Source organism: Puniceibacterium antarcticum, from assembly GCF_002760615.1.
Taxonomy (GTDB): domain Bacteria; phylum Pseudomonadota; class Alphaproteobacteria; order Rhodobacterales; family Rhodobacteraceae; genus Puniceibacterium; species Puniceibacterium antarcticum.
In genome coordinates this window covers 29,103-46,788 of record NZ_AWWI01000180.1, presented here as the reverse complement: position 1 = coordinate 46,788, position 17,686 = coordinate 29,103, and the positions used below count along the sequence as shown (strand labels likewise).

Annotated in this window: 17 protein-coding genes and 1 tRNA gene; 8 read left to right on the top strand and 10 right to left on the bottom strand. The window is 60.2% G+C overall.

What is annotated here, in order from left to right; translation table 11 throughout:
• The first annotated feature begins 323 nt into the window (after window positions 1–323).
• Together P775_RS25285 and typA are read left to right on the top strand one after the other, a co-directional pair.
• Complete coding sequence (locus P775_RS25285) at window positions 324–653, top strand: DMT family transporter (RefSeq protein ID WP_099913582.1); 330 nt, start codon at window positions 324–326, stop codon at window positions 651–653.
• Between the two features lie 65 nt (window positions 654–718).
• Window positions 719–2,533, top strand: a complete 1,815-nt coding sequence (gene typA, locus P775_RS25280; protein ID WP_099913581.1) for a translational GTPase TypA — start codon at window positions 719–721, stop codon at window positions 2,531–2,533.
• On the opposite strand, the gene P775_RS25275 is transcribed toward typA, so the two are convergent.
• From P775_RS25275 to pdxH, 10 genes are all read right to left on the bottom strand, one after another.
• Window positions 2,534–2,995, bottom strand: coding sequence for an MOSC domain-containing protein (locus P775_RS25275; protein WP_245875858.1), 462 nt, complete (start codon window positions 2,993–2,995; stop codon window positions 2,534–2,536).
• A gap of 16 nt (window positions 2,996–3,011) precedes the next feature.
• On the bottom strand, window positions 3,012–3,302 hold the full coding sequence (locus tag P775_RS25270; protein WP_099913580.1) for a DUF1330 domain-containing protein: 291 nt from the start codon (window positions 3,300–3,302) through the stop codon (window positions 3,012–3,014).
• Window positions 3,303–3,305: 3 nt separating this feature from the next.
• The gene (alaS, locus tag P775_RS25265; RefSeq protein WP_099913579.1) at window positions 3,306–5,966 is read right to left on the bottom strand and encodes an alanine--tRNA ligase; all 2,661 of its coding nucleotides are present in this window, start codon (window positions 5,964–5,966) and stop codon (window positions 3,306–3,308) included.
• A gap of 249 nt (window positions 5,967–6,215) precedes the next feature.
• On the bottom strand, window positions 6,216–7,298 hold the full coding sequence (gene recA, locus P775_RS25260; protein ID WP_099913578.1) for a recombinase RecA: 1,083 nt from the start codon (window positions 7,296–7,298) through the stop codon (window positions 6,216–6,218).
• Window positions 7,299–7,600: 302 nt separating this feature from the next.
• On the bottom strand, window positions 7,601–9,886 hold the full coding sequence (locus P775_RS25255) for an ATP-binding protein (protein WP_099913596.1): 2,286 nt from the start codon (window positions 9,884–9,886) through the stop codon (window positions 7,601–7,603).
• Between the two features lie 154 nt (window positions 9,887–10,040).
• Window positions 10,041–11,192: an RsmB/NOP family class I SAM-dependent RNA methyltransferase gene (locus tag P775_RS25250; RefSeq protein ID WP_099913577.1), complete on the bottom strand. Its 1,152-nt coding sequence runs from the start codon at window positions 11,190–11,192 to the stop codon at window positions 10,041–10,043.
• Between the two features lie 165 nt (window positions 11,193–11,357).
• Window positions 11,358–11,434, bottom strand: a tRNA-Pro gene (locus P775_RS25245).
• A 63-nt stretch (window positions 11,435–11,497) separates the two neighbouring features.
• Entirely contained in the window at window positions 11,498–11,992 is a 495-nt protein-coding gene (locus P775_RS25240) for a DUF192 domain-containing protein (protein ID WP_099913576.1), read from the bottom strand.
• Window positions 11,965–12,495, bottom strand: coding sequence for a cold-shock protein (locus P775_RS25235; protein ID WP_099913575.1), 531 nt, complete (start codon window positions 12,493–12,495; stop codon window positions 11,965–11,967). The genes P775_RS25240 and P775_RS25235 overlap by 28 nt, the downstream gene beginning before the upstream one ends.
• A gap of 112 nt (window positions 12,496–12,607) precedes the next feature.
• The gene (pdxH, locus tag P775_RS25230) at window positions 12,608–13,213 is read right to left on the bottom strand and encodes a pyridoxamine 5'-phosphate oxidase (protein WP_099913574.1); all 606 of its coding nucleotides are present in this window, start codon (window positions 13,211–13,213) and stop codon (window positions 12,608–12,610) included.
• A 96-nt stretch (window positions 13,214–13,309) separates the two neighbouring features.
• On the opposite strand from pdxH, the gene fabI reads away from it, so the two are divergent.
• From fabI to P775_RS25200, 6 genes are all read left to right on the top strand, one after another.
• Window positions 13,310–14,116 carry an enoyl-ACP reductase FabI gene (fabI, locus tag P775_RS25225; protein ID WP_099913573.1) on the top strand — a complete coding sequence of 269 codons (807 nt, stop codon included), beginning with the start codon at window positions 13,310–13,312 and terminating at the stop codon, window positions 14,114–14,116.
• 5 nt (window positions 14,117–14,121) lie between these two features.
• Window positions 14,122–14,733: a LysE family translocator gene (locus tag P775_RS25220; RefSeq protein WP_099913572.1), complete on the top strand. Its 612-nt coding sequence runs from the start codon at window positions 14,122–14,124 to the stop codon at window positions 14,731–14,733.
• A gap of 1 nt (window position 14,734) precedes the next feature.
• On the top strand, window positions 14,735–15,346 hold the full coding sequence (locus tag P775_RS25215; protein WP_099913571.1) for a LysE family translocator: 612 nt from the start codon (window positions 14,735–14,737) through the stop codon (window positions 15,344–15,346).
• A 23-nt stretch (window positions 15,347–15,369) separates the two neighbouring features.
• Window positions 15,370–15,873, top strand: coding sequence for a xanthine phosphoribosyltransferase (gpt, locus tag P775_RS25210; protein ID WP_099913570.1), 504 nt, complete (start codon window positions 15,370–15,372; stop codon window positions 15,871–15,873).
• Window positions 15,873–16,370 carry a DUF2127 domain-containing protein gene (locus P775_RS25205; RefSeq protein WP_180287578.1) on the top strand — a complete coding sequence of 166 codons (498 nt, stop codon included), beginning with the start codon at window positions 15,873–15,875 and terminating at the stop codon, window positions 16,368–16,370. The genes gpt and P775_RS25205 overlap by 1 nt, the downstream gene beginning before the upstream one ends.
• Window positions 16,371–16,485: 115 nt before the next feature.
• Window positions 16,486–17,682 (top strand): aminotransferase, encoded by a 1,197-nt coding sequence (locus tag P775_RS25200; protein WP_099913568.1) that lies wholly within the window; start codon window positions 16,486–16,488, stop codon window positions 17,680–17,682.
• Window positions 17,683–17,686 lie beyond the last annotated feature (4 nt).

The window sequence follows — 17,686 nt, the reverse complement described above, 5'->3', positions numbered from 1 at the left end:
AGGGAACAATAAGTGTGCAATCCCTCACAGGCCGTTAATCAGACCCTGATCAGCTGTTTTGTGACGAATGCGGTGTTCACAGACTTGGTGGGAATGCGCGCCTTTGCGCGACACACGCAGAATAACCGTACAGACCGCCCCCTCCTCCTCGGGCAAGAACGGGCCCCCTGAGAGAGGATTTCGATTCCCATCCCGTGTCTGATACCCCGAAAGGACAACTGCGCCCTGTCGCCGGTCTGGCTTTTGCGCTATCGCAAAACGACCCGTCCCTGCACGCGGACAGTTCGCAAAGACCACCGCCACCGACGTTTCAAGGACCTGCCATGCCCTATCTCATCCTCGCCATCGCCATCCTGTCGGAAACCATCGCCACCACCGCCCTGCAGGCCAGCCAGCAATTTACCAAGCCGCTTCCCTCGGTCATTGTGGTTATCGGCTACGGTCTCGCCATCTATTTGCTGTCGGTCTCCCTCAAGACCTTTCCGGTCGGCATCGCCTATGCGCTTTGGGCCGGCCTTGGCATCGTGCTCATCGCAGTGATCGGCTACGTCGCCTTCGGACAAAAGCTCGATCTGCCGGCCGTGGTCGGAATGGGGTTGATTATCGCCGGAATTGTCACCATAAACCTGTTTTCAAGCACTGCGACGCATTAGGGGCTGGCCTTTTGGTGCCCTGGCCGCTAGGCCGCGCGCAACACATCCCAAGAGGCAGACCCGAAATGGACCTTCGCAACGTTGCGATCATCGCTCACGTGGACCACGGCAAGACAACGCTGGTAGACGAGCTTCTGAAACAATCCGGCACCTACCGTGAAAACCAGGCCACGACAGAACGGGCTATGGACAGCAACGATCTGGAACGTGAACGCGGTATCACGATTCTTGCCAAGGCGACTTCCGTTGAATGGAAGGGTCATCGCATCAACATCGTGGACACACCCGGCCACGCCGACTTTGGGGGCGAGGTTGAACGCATCCTCTCCATGGTCGATGGTGTTGTCCTGCTGGTCGACGCCGCCGAAGGCCCGATGCCGCAGACCAAATTCGTGACATCAAAGGCGCTTGCCCTTGGTCTGCGTCCCATCGTGGTGCTCAACAAGGTCGACAAGCCCGATGCCGAACCGGATCGCGCGCTGGACGAATGCTTTGACCTTTTCGCCAACCTCGGCGCGGATGAGGACCAACTCGACTTCCCGCATCTCTACGCCTCGGGCCGCTCCGGCTGGGCTGATGCGGAACTCGACGGCCCGCGCAAGAATCTGGACGCTTTGTTCCGGCTGATTCTGAACCACGTTCCCGCCCCGGCGCAGCTGAAGCGCAAGGACGAAGATTTCCGCATGCTGGCCACCACGCTGGGCAATGACCCCTTCGTCGGCCGCATCCTGACGGGCCGCGTTGAATCCGGCCATATCAAGGTCGGCGCAACCGTTCAGGCTCTGTCGCGCATCGGCCAGAAGATCGAACAGTTCCGCGTGACCAAGATCACCGCCTTCCGCGGTCTTGGCCAGCAGGACATCGAAGAGGCCACAGCGGGCGACATTGTCAGCCTTGCCGGCATGACCAAGGCGACCGTTGCCGACACGATCTGCGCTCTGGCGGTGGACGACGCGCTTGAAGCACAGCCGATCGATCCGCCCACCATCACCGTCACCTTCGGCATCAACGACAGCCCGCTGGCTGGCCGTGAAGGCAAGAAGGTTCAGTCCCGCGTCATCCGCGAACGTCTGATGAAAGAGGCAGAATCCAACGTCGCGATCAAGATCGCCGACACCCCCGGTGGCGAGGCGTTCGAAGTATCCGGCCGTGGCGAACTCCAGATGGGTGTTCTGATCGAAAACATGCGCCGCGAAGGGTTTGAACTGTCGATCTCGCGCCCGCAGGTCATCTTCCGTGACGGTGAACATGGTCAGGAAGAGCCGATCGAAGAAGTCACCATCGACGTGGATGACGACTATTCGGGCGCAGTCATCGAAAAGATCACCGGCAACCGCAAGGGTGAACTGGTCGAGATGAAACCGGCAGGCGTCGGCAAGACCCGCATCATCGCGCATGTTCCGGCGCGTGGCCTGATCGGCTATCACGGCGAATTCCTGACCGACACGCGCGGCACAGGCGTCATGAACCGCGTTTTCCACAGCTGGGCGAAGCACAAGGGTTCGATCCCGGGCCGCCGCGCGGGCGTTCTGATCTCGATGGACAGCGGCAACGCCGTGTCCTACGCGCTCTGGAAGCTTGAAGATCGCGGCAAGTTCTTCATCGGTGCACAGACCCCGGTCTATACCGGCATGATCATCGGTGAACATGCGCGTGAAAACGACCTCGAAGTGAACCCGCTCAAGGGCAAGCAGCTGACCAATGTGCGCGCAAGCGGCACCGACGAAGCTGTCCGCCTGACCACGCCGGTCACGCTGACGCTGGAGCAGGCCATCGCTTATATCAACGATGACGAACTGGTCGAAGTCACACCGACTTCTGTCCGCCTGCGCAAGCGTTACCTCGACCCGCATGAGCGCAAGCGTCACGGCAAGAAGTAATCAGTCCTGAAGAAAAACCTTGTCTCCGAGCGTTATACGCCCGGGGACAAGCACCGATCCGCACCAGCCGCCATGCCCGCGCAAGGCATTGTAGCCGCCAAATCCCAAAGTGGTCTCCATCCGGGAACAGGGCGTGCAGGGGCCGGTGATCGCGATCAAAGCCTCCCCCAGACATATCGTGATATTTCGTAAAGCCGACAGGTTTATCCCCTGCACGACGATGTTGCGTCGCAACATCTGCGGCGTCACCTGGTCGAGACCGGCGAGAGAGGCTATGACAGGAAGGTGTTCGGCCTGGATCAGCGTCACGGCGCGTTTGCCCGGGCGCGCATGATCGCCCTCAAGCCCCGACACGGACAGCTGACAGCTTTCTACCTCTGCCAGATCCGCCAGTCGTTCGGATCGCAACCCGATCCAGATGATCCGCCCCGGCGCACGATGACGCCGGAGCATATCTTTCATCAGCAGGGGCAATAACTCACTCTTCGGTGATATCAACGATGATCAGATCCCGCTCGGATGCGCCGCGGGCATGGTCCAGCGCTTCCTGATATTCCGGCGAATGGTAGCAGGTCTCGGCCGCTTCGACGCTTGGGAACCGCGCGACCACATGGCGCGCGCGCTCCTTGCCCTCAAGCGTGACGTACTTGCCGCCACGCGCGATAAAGCTGCCGCCATGTTTGGCAATAGCAGGACCGGCCAGCTTGGCATATTTGCCATAGGCCTCTGCGTCGGTCACATGCACATGGGCAATCCAGAGTGCGGGCATCGTTTATCCTCCAATAACTTTCGCCGCAGCGGCAATCGCCGCCTCGGCATTGTCAACGCTGGCACCACCGCCCTGCGCCATATCCGGGCGGCCACCGCCCCCCTTGCCACCCAGCTCGGCGACCGCAGCGCGCAGCAGATCGACAGCGCTCAGCGTGTCTTTCAGATCATCCGTGACCCCAGTCGCCACAGCCGCCTTGCCACCGGTATCGGCGATCAGCAACACAGCCCCCGAGCCAAGCCGCGACTTGTGCTCGTCAATCAAGGGCGGCAGATCCTTGCCCGATACGCCGGTCAAAACCTGCGCGACAAAGCTGATGCCGTTGATCTGCTGAACCTCGGGCTCTTGCCCCTGCCCGGCACCACCGGCCATGGCCAGATCGCGACGCAACTGCGCAATCTCATTCTCAAGCCGCCGCTTGTCTGACACAAGCGTGCCCACGCGGGCGATCACATCCCCCGGCTGGGTGCGGAATTCCTGCGCCAGATCGTTCACGATCCGGCTGTTCTCGCGCAGATACGCAAAGGCGCCCTCACCTGTCAGCGCCTCGATCCGGCGCACCCCGTTGCTGGACGACGAATCGGACAGCGTCACGAACACGCCGATATCGCCAGTCTGGCGCACATGGGTCCCACCGCACAGCTCCAGCGAATAGGTCTGACCATCCGCGCCCTTGGCAGATCCGGGCTGCTGACCCATGGACACGACACGCACCTCATCGCCATATTTCTCGCCAAACAGCGCCTGCGCCCCGATGGCGCGGGCATCATCCGGCGTCATGATCCGCGTATCGACAACCGCATTCTGGCGAATAAAGGCATTCACCTCTTCCTCGACCTGCGCCAGCTCGGCCGCACTCAGCGCCTTGCCATGGGCAAAGTCAAACCGCAGCCGGTCGGGCGCGTTAAGCGATCCGCGCTGCGCGACGTGATCGCCCAAGGCACGGCGCAATGCCTCGTTCAGAAGGTGCGTCGCCGAATGATTGGCGCGGATTGCGGTGCGCCGCGCATGGTCAACGGTCAAAACCGCAGCCTGCCCGGCCTTTATTTCACCTTCGCTCACCTCGGCAAAGTGGATAAAGACACCGGCCACCCTTTTGGTGTCGGTGACCTTTGCCAGACCACCTTCGACGCGGATCACGCCCTCATCCCCGACCTGGCCACCGCTTTCAGCATAAAACGGCGTCTGGTTCAGCACGATCTGCACCGCATCGCCCCGTGCGGCGGTCTTCACCTCCGCACCATCCTTGACCAGCGCGTAAATCTGACCCTCAGCCGTCTCGGTATCGTAGCCCAGGAAATCCGTCGCGCCATGTTTGTCCGCCAGATCGAACCAGATCGCCGCATCCGCCGCTTCACCCGACCCAGACCAGGCAGCACGCGCCTTGGCCTTCTGTTCGGCCATCGCAGCGTCAAAGCCTTCGGTTTCGACAGTCAGACCACGTTCGCGCAGCGCATCCTGCGTCAAGTCCAGCGGAAAACCATAGGTGTCGTAGAGTTTGAAGGCAGATGCGCCGGGCAGCGCCGCACCCTCGCCCAAACCGGACAGTTCGTCATCCAGCAGCTTCAGACCACGGTCCAGCGTCTGCTTGAACCGTGTTTCCTCCAGCCGCAGTGTTTCCTGAATAAGTGCCTGCGCACGCCCCAGCTCGGGATAGGCCGCACCCATCTGCTGCACCAGGGCGGGGACCAGCCTGTACATCACCGGGTCTTGCGATCCGAGCATATGCGCATGCCGCATCGCACGGCGCATGATCCGGCGCAGCACGTAGCCGCGCCCGTCATTGGACGGCATTACCCCGTCCGCAATCAGAAAAGAGGTGGAGCGCAAATGATCCGCGATCACGCGGTGATGCGTTTTACCCGGCCCGTCCGGATCGGTCGAGGTCGCGTCAGCCGAAGCCTCGATAAGATTGCGCATGAGGTCGGTGGCATAGTTGTCGTTTGTGCCCTGCAACAGCGCGGCCACCCGTTCGATCCCCATGCCAGTGTCGATCGACTGCGCCGCCAGCTCCTTGCGGCTACCATCCTCGAACTGCTCGTATTGCATGAAGACGATGTTCCAGATCTCGACAAAACGGTCGCCATCCTCGTCCGGGCTGCCCGGAGGGCCGCCCCAGATGTGATCACCATGATCGTAAAAGATCTCACTGCATGGCCCGCACGGCCCGGTCGGCCCCATCATCCAGAAATTGTCGCTGGTGGCAATCCGGATGATCCGATCCTCGGGCACGCCAACCTTTTTCCAGATTTCCACTGCCTCGTCATCGGTGTGATAGACGGTGACCAGAAGCCGGTTCTTGTCGATCCCCAGATCCTTGGTGATCAGCTCCCAGGCAAAGGGAATGGCCTGCGCTTTGAAATAGTCGCCAAAGCTGAAATTCCCCATCATTTCAAAGAAGGTATGATGGCGCGCCGTATAGCCGACATTGTCCAGATCGTTGTGCTTGCCGCCCGCGCGCACACATTTCTGTGCTGTGGTCGCCCGGGTGTAGTCGCGATGTTCGACCCCGGTGAACAGGTTCTTGAACTGCACCATACCCGAATTCGCGAACATCAGGGTCGGGTCATTGCGCGGGACAAGCGGGCTGGACGGGACAACCTTATGTCCCTGTTTCTCGAAATAGCTCAGAAAGGTCGAGCGGATGTCGTTCAGGCTGGGCATCTGGTAGGTCTCTTCCGGATCAGAATGGCTTGTGTCGGGCAGGTGTACCGCCGCACCCGCCGCCTGTCCATAAGCCGATAGGCGTGATGTTGGGACGTATTGCCCTGTTAGGGCGGCGCGCAAAGCTCTGACAGCCCGATATGTGACGGTCCAGCGACGAAAAAGGGCACCGGTTAAGGTGCCCTGCTCTCGGATCATATCCTGTAGTCCCGGAAAATCGCCCTAGCGTCCCATCAGAAGGCGGCTCAATCAGCCCTCCATGAGGTCATCATCATCCTTGCTGTCGCTCTCTTCGGACATGTGGAAATCCAGACCATGTGCGGCGCGAATCTTGTCCTCGATATCCAGGGCGATGCGGCTGTTTTCCTTGAGGAAGGTCTTTGCATTCTCGCGCCCCTGACCGATCCGCTCATCCCCGTAAGAGTACCAGGCGCCCGACTTGTCGACCACGCCGGCCTTCACACCCAGGTCGAGCAGTTCACCCGTCTTGGAAATGCCTTCGCCGTACATGATGTCGAACTCGACCTGTTTGAACGGCGGTGCAACCTTGTTCTTCACCACCTTCACACGGGTCGAATTGCCGACAACTTCGTCACGGTCCTTGATTGCGCCAATGCGACGTATATCAAGCCGGACAGAGCTGTAGAACTTCAGCGCATTGCCGCCGGTCGTTGTTTCGGGTGAACCGAACATCACGCCAATCTTCATGCGGATCTGGTTGATGAAGATAACCATACAGTTCGAACGGCTGATCGATCCGGTCAATTTGCGCATCGCCTGGCTCATCAGACGGGCATGCACGCCCACCGACGAATCGCCCATGTCACCCTCAAGCTCGGACTTCGGCGTCAGTGCCGCAACCGAGTCGATCACGACCATGCTGACCGCGCCCGAACGCACCAGCGTATCGACGATTTCCAGCGCCTGCTCACCTGTGTCGGGCTGCGAGATCAGCAATTCGTCCAGATCAACGCCGAGCTTGCGCGCATAAAGCGGATCCAGCGCGTGTTCAGCATCCACAAAGGCGCAAACCCCGCCAAGTTTCTGCTGCTCGGCCACGCAATGCAGCGTCAGCGTGGTCTTGCCCGAGGATTCCGGCCCGTAGATTTCGATGATCCGCCCCTTGGGCAGGCCACCAATACCTAGCGCGATGTCCAGGCCTAGGGATCCCGTAGACACCGATTCAATGTCCTTGATGACATTGTCGCCGCCCAGCTTCATGATCGACCCCTTGCCGAACTGCCGTTCGATCTGGGCCAGAGCACTGTCGAGCGCCTTTTGCTTGTCCGCGGTCTTCTTGTTATCCATTGTCAAAAGATCTGCCGTTGCCATGAGTTCCCTGTCCTTATCCCACACCCGCCTCCGGGCGACAATCGCTGCTTTTGTTCACGTCCTGTTCTCATCCATATGAGGCCAAAAGGGGAACATTTCAAGGTGAATCTTCTGCAACCACTGTTGCGCCAATTCATTAAGGAGAGGTTTACCATGATTCAGAACATATCCGCCTGACAGTTCAGATCCGGCTCGCGATCGGCAAAACGCGCCCACCGTCACCACACGCCGCTTAAGGCAGCAGCCCGTTTGCGCCGCCGACACCGTTTAAGGATCTTGATGGATTGCTTCACACGCCCCCGTCAGGACAATTGCTGATAGACAGTCTCGGTCAGCTCGTTCAGCGAAAAGGGTTTCGGCAAGAAGACCGAATTCGGAACCCGGTTCTTGTCCTCGCCAAACACCTCTTCGGCATAGCCAGACACAAAGACCACCTTCACATCAGGCCGGGTTTCCAAGGCCCGCTTGACCCATGTCGGACCGTCCATACCTGGCATCACCACATCCGTCACAAAGATGTCCACGCAAAGCCCAAGGTCATCCAGTGTGCGCAAGGCGTCCTCGGCGGATTCCGCCTCGATCACCGTATAGCCCCGCAACCGCAGCGCCCGAGAGGCAAAGGCCCGTACCGGAGCCTCATCCTCGACCAGCAGAACCACGCCGTCACCCTGGCGCGCCCTGGGTTTGATCTCTTTTTTCGGCAAAGGCTCAACAACTCCCTGTGGAACTTCATGACTGGGAAAAAGAAGCGTGAAACAACTGCCAGCCCCTGGCACGCTGTCGACAAAAATGAAACCACCGGTCTGTTTCACGATCCCGTAGACGGTGGAGAGTCCAAGTCCCGTACCCTCGCCAGGTCGTTTGGTGGTAAAAAACGGCTCGAACACCTTCTGAAGCTTGTCCGCCGGGATTCCCATTCCAGCATCCGTCACCTTCACAGAGACATAAGAACCCGGTGCGACCACTGCGCGATCACGAGTCAGCGGCTCTTTCAGAAACACGCGCTCGGTCTCAATCTCGATCACGCCGCCTTTGGGCATGGCATCGCGCGCATTCACCACGAGGTTCATCATCACCTGTTCAAGCTGTCGCTTGTCGCCCCGGATGGGCGGCAACGCAGGATCGTGCCGCAGGTTCAGCGAAACCTTCTCGCCCACGAGACGGTTGAGAAGGTGAGTCAGATCCGACAGCGCGTCGCGCAGGTCCAGCACCTCGGGACGCAACGTCTGCTTGCGCGAAAATGCCAGCAGCTGTCCGACCAAAGCAGCCGCGCGATTGGCATTCTGATTGATTTGCACAAGGTCGCTGTAGTCCGGATCACCCTGATCGTGGCGCAACAGCAGCAGATCGCAATGTCCGGAAATCGCTGTCAGAAGATTGTTGAAATCATGCGCGATGCCGCCCGCGAGCTGACCAATGGCCTGCATTTTCTGGCTCTGGACGAATTGTGCCTCAAGTGTCTTGAGCTCGGTCGCGTCATTCAGAACCGCCACCAGAACCGGAGATCCCTTTTCTATCACGCGATTGAGCGTGACCTGAACGAACACCTCCCGATCCGGCCGGGTAAGCCGCAGGAATTCCGAACGGTTCAGACTGCGCCCCGCGGCCGCATCGGCCAGCCAGTCCTTGATCGACCGGCCCAGACCCTCCATAAAATCCGACAAGACTCTTTTTTCCGTCCCTTGGGTGTCAAGAAGCTTGCGCGCCTCTCGGTTTGATCTGACGATGACACCTTCGGGGTCGATCTTGAGCAAGGGCACCGGCAGCGTTTCAAAATCCGTATCGGGATCCCGCGCCACCAGTGTATCGGGCAGCGGCAACAGCAGCAGCTCTTCCCGCCCCGACCCTATTCCTATCTCGCTTATGAGGAACTGGCTGCGACCATCCTTTGTTGTCACTGCGTTGGCGGCACCCGGGCGCAAAGGCAGCTCCGGGAATACCTCGCTCAACCGGTTGGGCCGTTTGCCGATCAGCGTGCGCGCCGATTCGTTCATCGACAGGATCGCGCCATTGCGCCCAAGCGTCAGCACAGGTGTCCCATACCCAAATACCGAATTGGCCGCACCATCATCAAAGAACTCGAACCGCCACAGCGTACATCGGTCAGGCATGGACCGTGCGCTTACGCGGATATAACCGCCCCGGATCGCCACATCCTCGGTTGCCACCACCTTGTCGGACGCGCTGCTTTGCAGCCGGTAAAGGACCGCCCCCGGATTGGCCAGCGTCGGGCGCAGCAGAGCGGTGATTGTCTGCCCCTTTTCAGGCTCATAGCGGCTGCGCGAGGCGGCATTGGTATAAATGATGGCACCATCAATGTCAGAGATGATGCAGGGGGCACTGTCGCGTTCAATGAAATTCGACACCAGCCGGAACATCCGCTGGCGCGACCAGCGTGACATCTGCGAAAGACCCCAGCTGAAACAGCCCACAGCCGCCAGTGCCGCACCTGCAGCCGCCAGGCCAAGCTGACTGGCCTGGCCCGGTGCAACGGCCGCCCCAAGAAAGCAGACGCCACCCAACGTGACGATCAGCGCAACACGCCACAGGACGTTGCGCCGATGCGGGCCCGCATCATGAACGGACATAATGGCCTCAATCACCGTGCATGGACCTTCCAGGAAAACCAACTGCAGAGCAGCATAGTCGAACTTGGACTGGCAAAGGTTAATGCAGACTTAAGGTCGAATGTAATCCCCGGATTGACGACGTTTCAGAACAGGTCGGACTTAAGGCCCGCCGTCACGCACGCGTGAGGCAGGAAACAAAAAATCCATCCCCGCCATCGGCAGGCAGAAAATGGCGCGACGGCCCAACAGCCCAATCCGGCATATCTTTCAGGAAGGATTCGATCTGATCCATGTTTTCGCAGCGCAGAACAGAGCAGGTCACATAAGCCAGACACCCTCCGGACCGCACGAACCCTGAAGCCTCGCGCAGGATCTGTGCTTGAACTTTTTGGACGGCTGCCAGTTTTTCCGGCGTCAGCGTCCATTTTCCCTCGGGCGAGCGGCGCCAGGCACCGCTGCCCGAACAGGGCACATCGCACAGGACAAGGTCGTACTCGCCGTCCGGCTGATCAACGATGCTGACATTCGCCGCTGCCCGCTCGGCGCGGACCGGCAAATCCCGCAACCGTCCAGGATTGGCGTCATGCGCATCAACGGGGCCGTTCAGGCGGGCCGCCATGGCCAGCGTCTTGCCACCGCCGCCTGCACAATAATCCAGCACGCGCTGACCGCTTTCTAGCGGCAACAGATCCACAACCGCCTGACTGGCCGCATCCTGCAGCTCGACCCAACCATTCAGATAGGCATCAGACTGCGCGACACGGCGGGGATTCCCCGTCACCATCAGGGCCTGCGGTGACAGCGCATGGGGAGCAGCTGTAATACCTTCTTCCGATAGGGCCTCAATGGCTTGGGGTACGGAAGTCAGGCCCTGATTGACCCTCAGAAACACTGGAGCACGTGTTTTCAGCGCCTCGGCAACAGCCTCGGCCTCTGACCCCAGATCGGCAATGAACCGCGGCGCCAGCCAGTCGGGCAAATCCAGCGCTGCGTTTCCTTCGGCGGGCTGGCCGGCCTGCAGCTCTTCCTCGGACAGGGGCACGGGGCCATAGCCATCCCCAGTGAAAAGCGCCTCCGGGGCCACACCCTGCAGACGCAGAAGGCCAAGCATGCTCTGCCGCCCGCTTTCGCCGCCCCCGAGGGCAGCAACGCTGCGCCGCTGACGCAAAACATCGTAGACGTGATCGCGCACCGCCGCGCGGTCTTTGGACCCGGCGAACCGTGCGCCACGCGCCCAGTTGGTCAGCGCCTGTTCGGCCGCCAGATCCGCAGAGATCCGGTCGAGAACCTCGATCGCTGCCTGCACACGCGCCGCCGGCGTCATGACGACACCCCTTGAAGGATTCGCGTGCCTCTGGTCACAGTGCTGTCCAAGGAGTCTTGCATGATTATACCTCTGTAAGGGATGTCCCGGCCAAACATAGATATAGTGCACTCCCATCCAGCCGATCTGGAACAGGTGTGCATATCGATGTCACTGGCTGGAAAATGGTCGGGGCGATAGGATTCGAACCTACGACCTACGGTACCCAAAACCGTCGCGCTACCAGGCTGCGCTACGCCCCGAACATGATGCTCGTTTAGCGACAGGGGCGGGAATTGAAAAGCCCGTAAATTGAAATTTTCATTTCAGGGCGTCGGACAGGCCCAAGCCGCCGTATCCTGCACGATACCGGGGTGCTGAAAAACGCTTCCCGGCACGATGCCAAGCGACTTCGCAAGCCCGCCGTTGATCTCCAGAACATACTGAATCCCACTGCCGCCGGGAATCGGGGTCAGATCGCCCGGGACAGCGTTGGGGTGAACGGTCTGCACGACCCCGCGGGAATCGGCAAAAATGATGTCCAGCGGAATTAGCGTGTTCTTCATCCAGAAGTTCGCGACCTGTGGGCGCTGGTAGACAAAGAACATCCCCGTGCCCGTCGCCATCTTTTCAACAAACATCAATCCGCGCGCGCGTTCCTCTGCATCGTCTGCAACCTTAACGCCAAACCGGGCGGACCCCCAGTCACCGCGCAGCCAGACCGTATCATCGCGGCACTTTGCCTCCGCTTGGGCTGCGCCCGTCGAAAGCAAAAGCGCCCCCAAGACCCCTGTTACGAAATTTTTAATGCGGCTTCCCATGCAGATACCTCCGTGGCCATTGCGCCACGTTTACCGTCAATCACCCGGATCGCCAATGCCTCTCCAGGCTCCAGATCGGCAAGACCTGACCGGCGAAGCACCTCGACATGCACAAAGACATCCTCGGGCTTGCCGAAAATATTTGCAAAGCCAAAGCCCTTGGCCTTGTCGAACCACTTTACACGCGCAGGTTGGAGTGGTGCTGAGCGAATGATTTCCGGGTCGATTTCCTCGAAATCCGCAAGCGGAAGCTCCGAGCCACCAGCGGGCGGCTCAATCCGATAAATCTCGACGGCTTGGAACCCACGCTCTGTCGCCTGAACACCCATTTCTATCGTGGCGAGATCGGCAACCGACCCCTGCCCAAAATTCCTTAGCACATTCGCATGAAGAAGGATGTCTGGTCCGCCCATGTCGGGAATCACAAAGCCGAAGCCCTTGACCGGATCGAACCATTTTACCTTTCCCAGAACGCGCTGCGTCTCTGTCTCATTCTGTTTCAACGTGTGTCCACATGTTAAATCCCTTGAGGTGTCTTGCGACAATTGCGGGGATGATTGCAAGAAAATTTGCCCTTATTTTTTTGACTTCAATACATTTTAAGTAACGTGAATGTCATGGGCTCAGTCGCGTCACCTGCCACGCCTGAGCGGTGCTTTGCCGACGCCAGACAAAACGGTCGTGTAATCTGAAGTCACCATCAGCCCAGAATTCGATCTCAAGCGGCACGAGACGAAACCCTCCCCAAAACGATGGTCTGTCTGGGTTGGTCCCCTTCAGAGCCGTGACCTTTGCAACCTCTGCCATCAGCGTCCCCCGACCGGAAAGTGGCTGCGACTGCCTAGATGCCCAGGCCCCAAGTCTGCTTTTGAGAGAGCGGCTCTTGTAATATGCATCGGCCTGAGGACCATCTTCCCGGGACACCAATCCACGCACCCGGATCTGACGACGCAAAGACTTCCAATGCATGACGAACGCCGCCTTTCCCGTTGAAGCGATCTCTTGACCCTTTGCACTATCGTAATTGGTGTAGAACATAAATGCACTCGCCTCAATTTCTTTCAGCAGGACCATGCGCACGTTGGGTAGCCCGCCTTCGTCAACCGAGGCAAGTGCGATGGCATTGGGATCATTTATCTCGGTTTGCTCCGCCTCGTTCAGCCAACGCTGCGCGATCTCAAAGGGGTCGTCACCTGCGAAAATTCCGGCTCTGTCACTCATTGGGGCTCTCCTTGGGGATGAAGCGGGCATTCCCGCCCTTGATGGTGCCTGTCCTATCGCCTAAAGGACGTGCAACAAGTCGGGTGGAGTTTCCAGATGTCAAATAATTTAATGGCGGGCAAGCGGGGTCTTATCATGGGCCTGGCTAACGATAAGTCGATCGCATGGGGAATTGCAAAGGCACTGGGCGATGCCGGTGCGGAACTTGCGTTTTCTTACCAGGGTGATGCGCTCAAGAAACGCGTGGATCCTCTTGCCGCGTCTCTGGGGTCGAACATTGTGCTGCCCTGTGATGTGGGTGATGAGGCATCGATTGATGCGCTGTTCGACAGCCTCAGGGAAACTTGGGGCACGCTCGATTTTGTTGTGCATGCCATCGGATTTTCCGACAAGAATGAACTGCGCGGCCGCTATGTCGACACCTCCCGTGCGAACTTCACCCTATCGATGGATATCTCGGTTTACAGCTTCACTGCCGTTGTGCAGCGCGCGGAAAAGATGATGAACCGTGGCGGCTCCTGCCTGACCCTGACCTATTACGGTGCCGAACGGGTCATGCCGCACTATAACGTCATGGGCGTCGCCAAAGCCGCCCTCGAAGCGTCCGTGCGCTATCTGGCCGAGGATCTGGGCAAGGACGGCATTCGCGTCAACGCCATCTCCGCCGGCCCGATCAAGACACTTGCTGCCTCCGGTATCGGCGATTTCCGCTACATCCTGAAATGGAACGAATACAACTCACCCCTGCGTCGTAACGTGACCATTGATGATGTGGGCGGCTCTGCACTATACCTGCTCTCCGATCTCAGCTCTGGCACCACCGGTGAGGTGCTGCATGTCGATGCCGGATACCACGTCGTCGGAATGAAGGCCGTGGACGCCCCCGATATCGCCAAGGGATAAGACCCATGCTCGACGCCGCGCATCTGATTGCCTTCAATCTCACGCTGCTCGCGGCTCTGGCGAGTCCCGGCCCCGCCTTGCTGTTGGCCCTGCGCACCTCTCTGGTGTCGGGGCCGCGCGCTGGCATCGCCACAGGTGCCGGTCTCAGCCTCATGGCCGCCATCTGGACCAGTGCAGCGCTTCTTGGGCTTGATACGGTCTTTACCCTGTTTCCCTTCGCCTATGTGGCGATCAAGACCCTTGGCGCGCTTTACCTGCTCTGGGTCGCCTATACGCTCTGGCGCGACGCCCGGCAGCCTCTTGACGCCAGCAACGCGCCCCTGCCCCATGGCCATGCTTTCCGCCGGGGGCTGATGGTCAACCTCGGCAATCCCAAATCCGTGCTCTTTGCCTCTGCCGTGCTGCTGGTGATCTTTCCCCAAGATCTTTCGCTTGGCTCCAAGGCGATGATCGTTGCAAACCATCTCGCCGTCGAACTGCTCGCCTATAGCAGCTTTGCGCTGGCACTTGGCACAGCCCCTGCCCGTGCGGGCTACTTGCGGCTGAAACCCCTGTTAGACCGTATCGCCGCCGGGGTCCTCAGCCTGCTGGGCCTGCGTCTGCTTGTGTCGCGCTGACATGACGCTCACCGCCTTCCTGACGGTGGTCCTGATCCACCTCGCCGCCGCGATCAGCCCAGGCCCCTCCTTCGTCGTCGCCGCGCGCACCGCCGCTTCTGAAGGCTTCGCAACGGCCGCAGCACTTGCTCTCGGCTTCGGCCTCGGTGCCGCACTTTGGGCCGCGGCGGCGATGGCAGGCCTCGCGCTGCTGTTCCAGTTGGTTCCGGCACTGTTTGCCGCGCTCAAGATCATCGGCGGCGCCTTTCTCATCTGGATCGCGATCCAGATGTGGCGCCACGCCCGCGCGCCCCTGCCGGACCGCAGCGATCTCGCCCCGCGCAGCAGCCTCAGCGCCATACGGCTCGGCTTTCTCACCTTTGCGACCAACTCCAAGACGGCCGTGTTCTTTGGCGCGGTCTTTGTCGGCCTCGTGCCTGTGGACACGTCTTTTGCAGCACGCGCCGCCCTGCTTGCGGTGATCTTCCTCAACGAAACCCTGTGGTATATCACCGTTGCCCGCCTTTTTTCGCTGACCAGGGCCCGCGCCGCCTATATCAAGGCCAAAGCCTGGATCGACCGCAGCTTCGGCCTTCTGATCGCCGGATTCGGCCTTAAAATTGCCCTCACCTGACTGACCTCAAGGAGCCCTCAGCCATGACCGATCGCCTGCCCCATGAAAAAGGCTTCCACGTCAGCTGGGACCAGCTGCACCGTGACGCCCGTGCCCTCGCTTGGCGCCTGCAGACTCAAGGCCCGCAGGACACCGGCTGGCGCGCCGTCGTGGCCATCACACGGGGCGGCATGACCCCTGCGATGATCGTCGCGCGTGAACTTGACATCCGCACCGTCGACACCATCTCGGTCAAGTCCTACAATCACCAAACCCAGGCAGAACCGCGCGTGATCAAATCCCCCGACATGGACCTTATCGGCGACGGCACCGGCGTGCTCATCGTGGATGACCTCGTCGATACCGGCCGCACGCTCGAAGTGGTGCGCAAGCACATGCCAAAGGCCCATGTGGCCACGGTTTATGCCAAACCCATGGGCAAACCGATGGTCGATACCTTCGTGACCGAGGTCAGCCAGGACACATGGATCTTCTTTCCTTGGGACATGGCGCTGCAATACGTGGAACCCTATCGCGGCCGGGATTGATGACAGCTGAGCTTCAGCCCCTGCCCCGCGGTCCCGGCGCAATCGCAAGCCTCTACCGTCTGGGCCTGCTGTCCAAGGCCAGCGTCGGGCTGCTGCAATTCTGCGCGGGTCTGGGCCTCTGGCTTGCGCCCGCAGACAGTCTTGTGAGGCTGGTGAGCGGAATAAGCCAGGCGCGGCTGCTGCAAAGCCCGCTGCATTTTCTGATGCCCGCGCTGAACACCTGGGCCTTAGCGCTTCCCGCGCAGACCAACGCCTTCTATGCCCTCTACCTCATGGGCCACGGCGCGCTCAGCTTTGGCGTCATTACCGCCATCTTCCTGCGCCTGCGCCATGCCTATCCGGTGGCCATGGCCGTCCTCTTGGGGCTCGTGCTCTATCAGCTCGCCGAATACCTCCACACCCGCGACACGGCCCTTCTGTTTCTCTCGGGGATTGATCTCATCGTGATCAGCCTGATCTCGGTCGAGCGGTTTTTTTCGCCACATTCCAGCCACTAAGCCGCAAAATCCCCTTTCCCTGCGTGACTCCTCCCTTCATCTGTCCATAAATATCCCGGGGAGTTTGAGGGGCTGGCCCCTCAACTCTGTACTTCACCACAAAGGACACCGCAAAATGACCAGCCGCACCGCAACAACCTTCCCACCTCCGGTGATGGAGGCGCGCCGCTGGCTGGACGGTGTGACCTTTCCGGCAGACCGCCCGCTGATCAACGTCAGCCAGGCCGCCCCGGTCGATGCCCCCCCGCCGCAGATGCGCGCCGCCATGGCCGAAATGCTCGAAGATCCGGCCACCCATCTCTATGGCCCCGTCCTTGGCATGCCCGCCCTGCGCGAGGAACTCGCAAAACAATGGGCCGCCCATTACGACGGGCCCGCCCGCGCCGATCAGATCGCCATAACGGCAGGCTGCAATCAGGCCTTTGCCGCGACGATCACCGCGCTCTGTAACGAAGGGGATGAGGTCATCCTGCCAACCCCTTGGTATTTCAACCACAAGATGTGGCTCGATATGTCCGGCGTGACTTCCATACCACTGGCCACCGGCCCCGATCTGATCCCCGATGCCCAAGCCGCACGCAAACTGATCACCCCCCGCACCCGTGCCATCTCGCTTGTCTCGCCGAACAATCCCGGCGGCGTAGAATATCCAGGCGAAACCCTGCAGGCCTTCTTCGACCTTGCGCGGGAGACCGGCATCAAACTCTTGGTCGATGAAACGTACCGCGACTTCGACAGCCGCCCGACACCTCCCCATACCCTGCTCAGCAACGACAACTGGGACGACACCCTGATCCAGCTCTATTCCTTTTCCAAGGCATACCGCCTCACCGGCCATCGCGTCGGCGCTGTGATCGCGCATCCCGACATCCTGTTTGAGATCGAAAAGTTTCTCGACACCGTGTCGATCTGCGCGCCACAACTTGGCCAGCGTGCCGCCCTTTGGGGGCTACAGAACCTTGGCCAGTGGCTCGCCGGTGAACGGGCCGAGATTTTGGACCGCCGTGCCGCGATCACCGAAAACATGCCGCGCCTCGCGGCAAAGGGCTGGAAACTGATGGGGGTCGGCGCCTATTTTGCCTATCTCCAGCATCCCTTTGCCGAAGCCTCGGACAAACTCGCCCCGAAACTGGTGCAAGAGGCCGGCGTGCTGACCTTGCCCGGCACCATGTTCATGCCCCAAGATGACCCCGCAGGGGGCCGACAGTTCCGCATCGCCTTTGCCAATGTGGATCGCGACGGCATCGGACAGCTTTTTGATCGGCTCGCGGCACTCGACTGGCCCCTTGCCCCCCCGCACGTCACCGCATAGACAC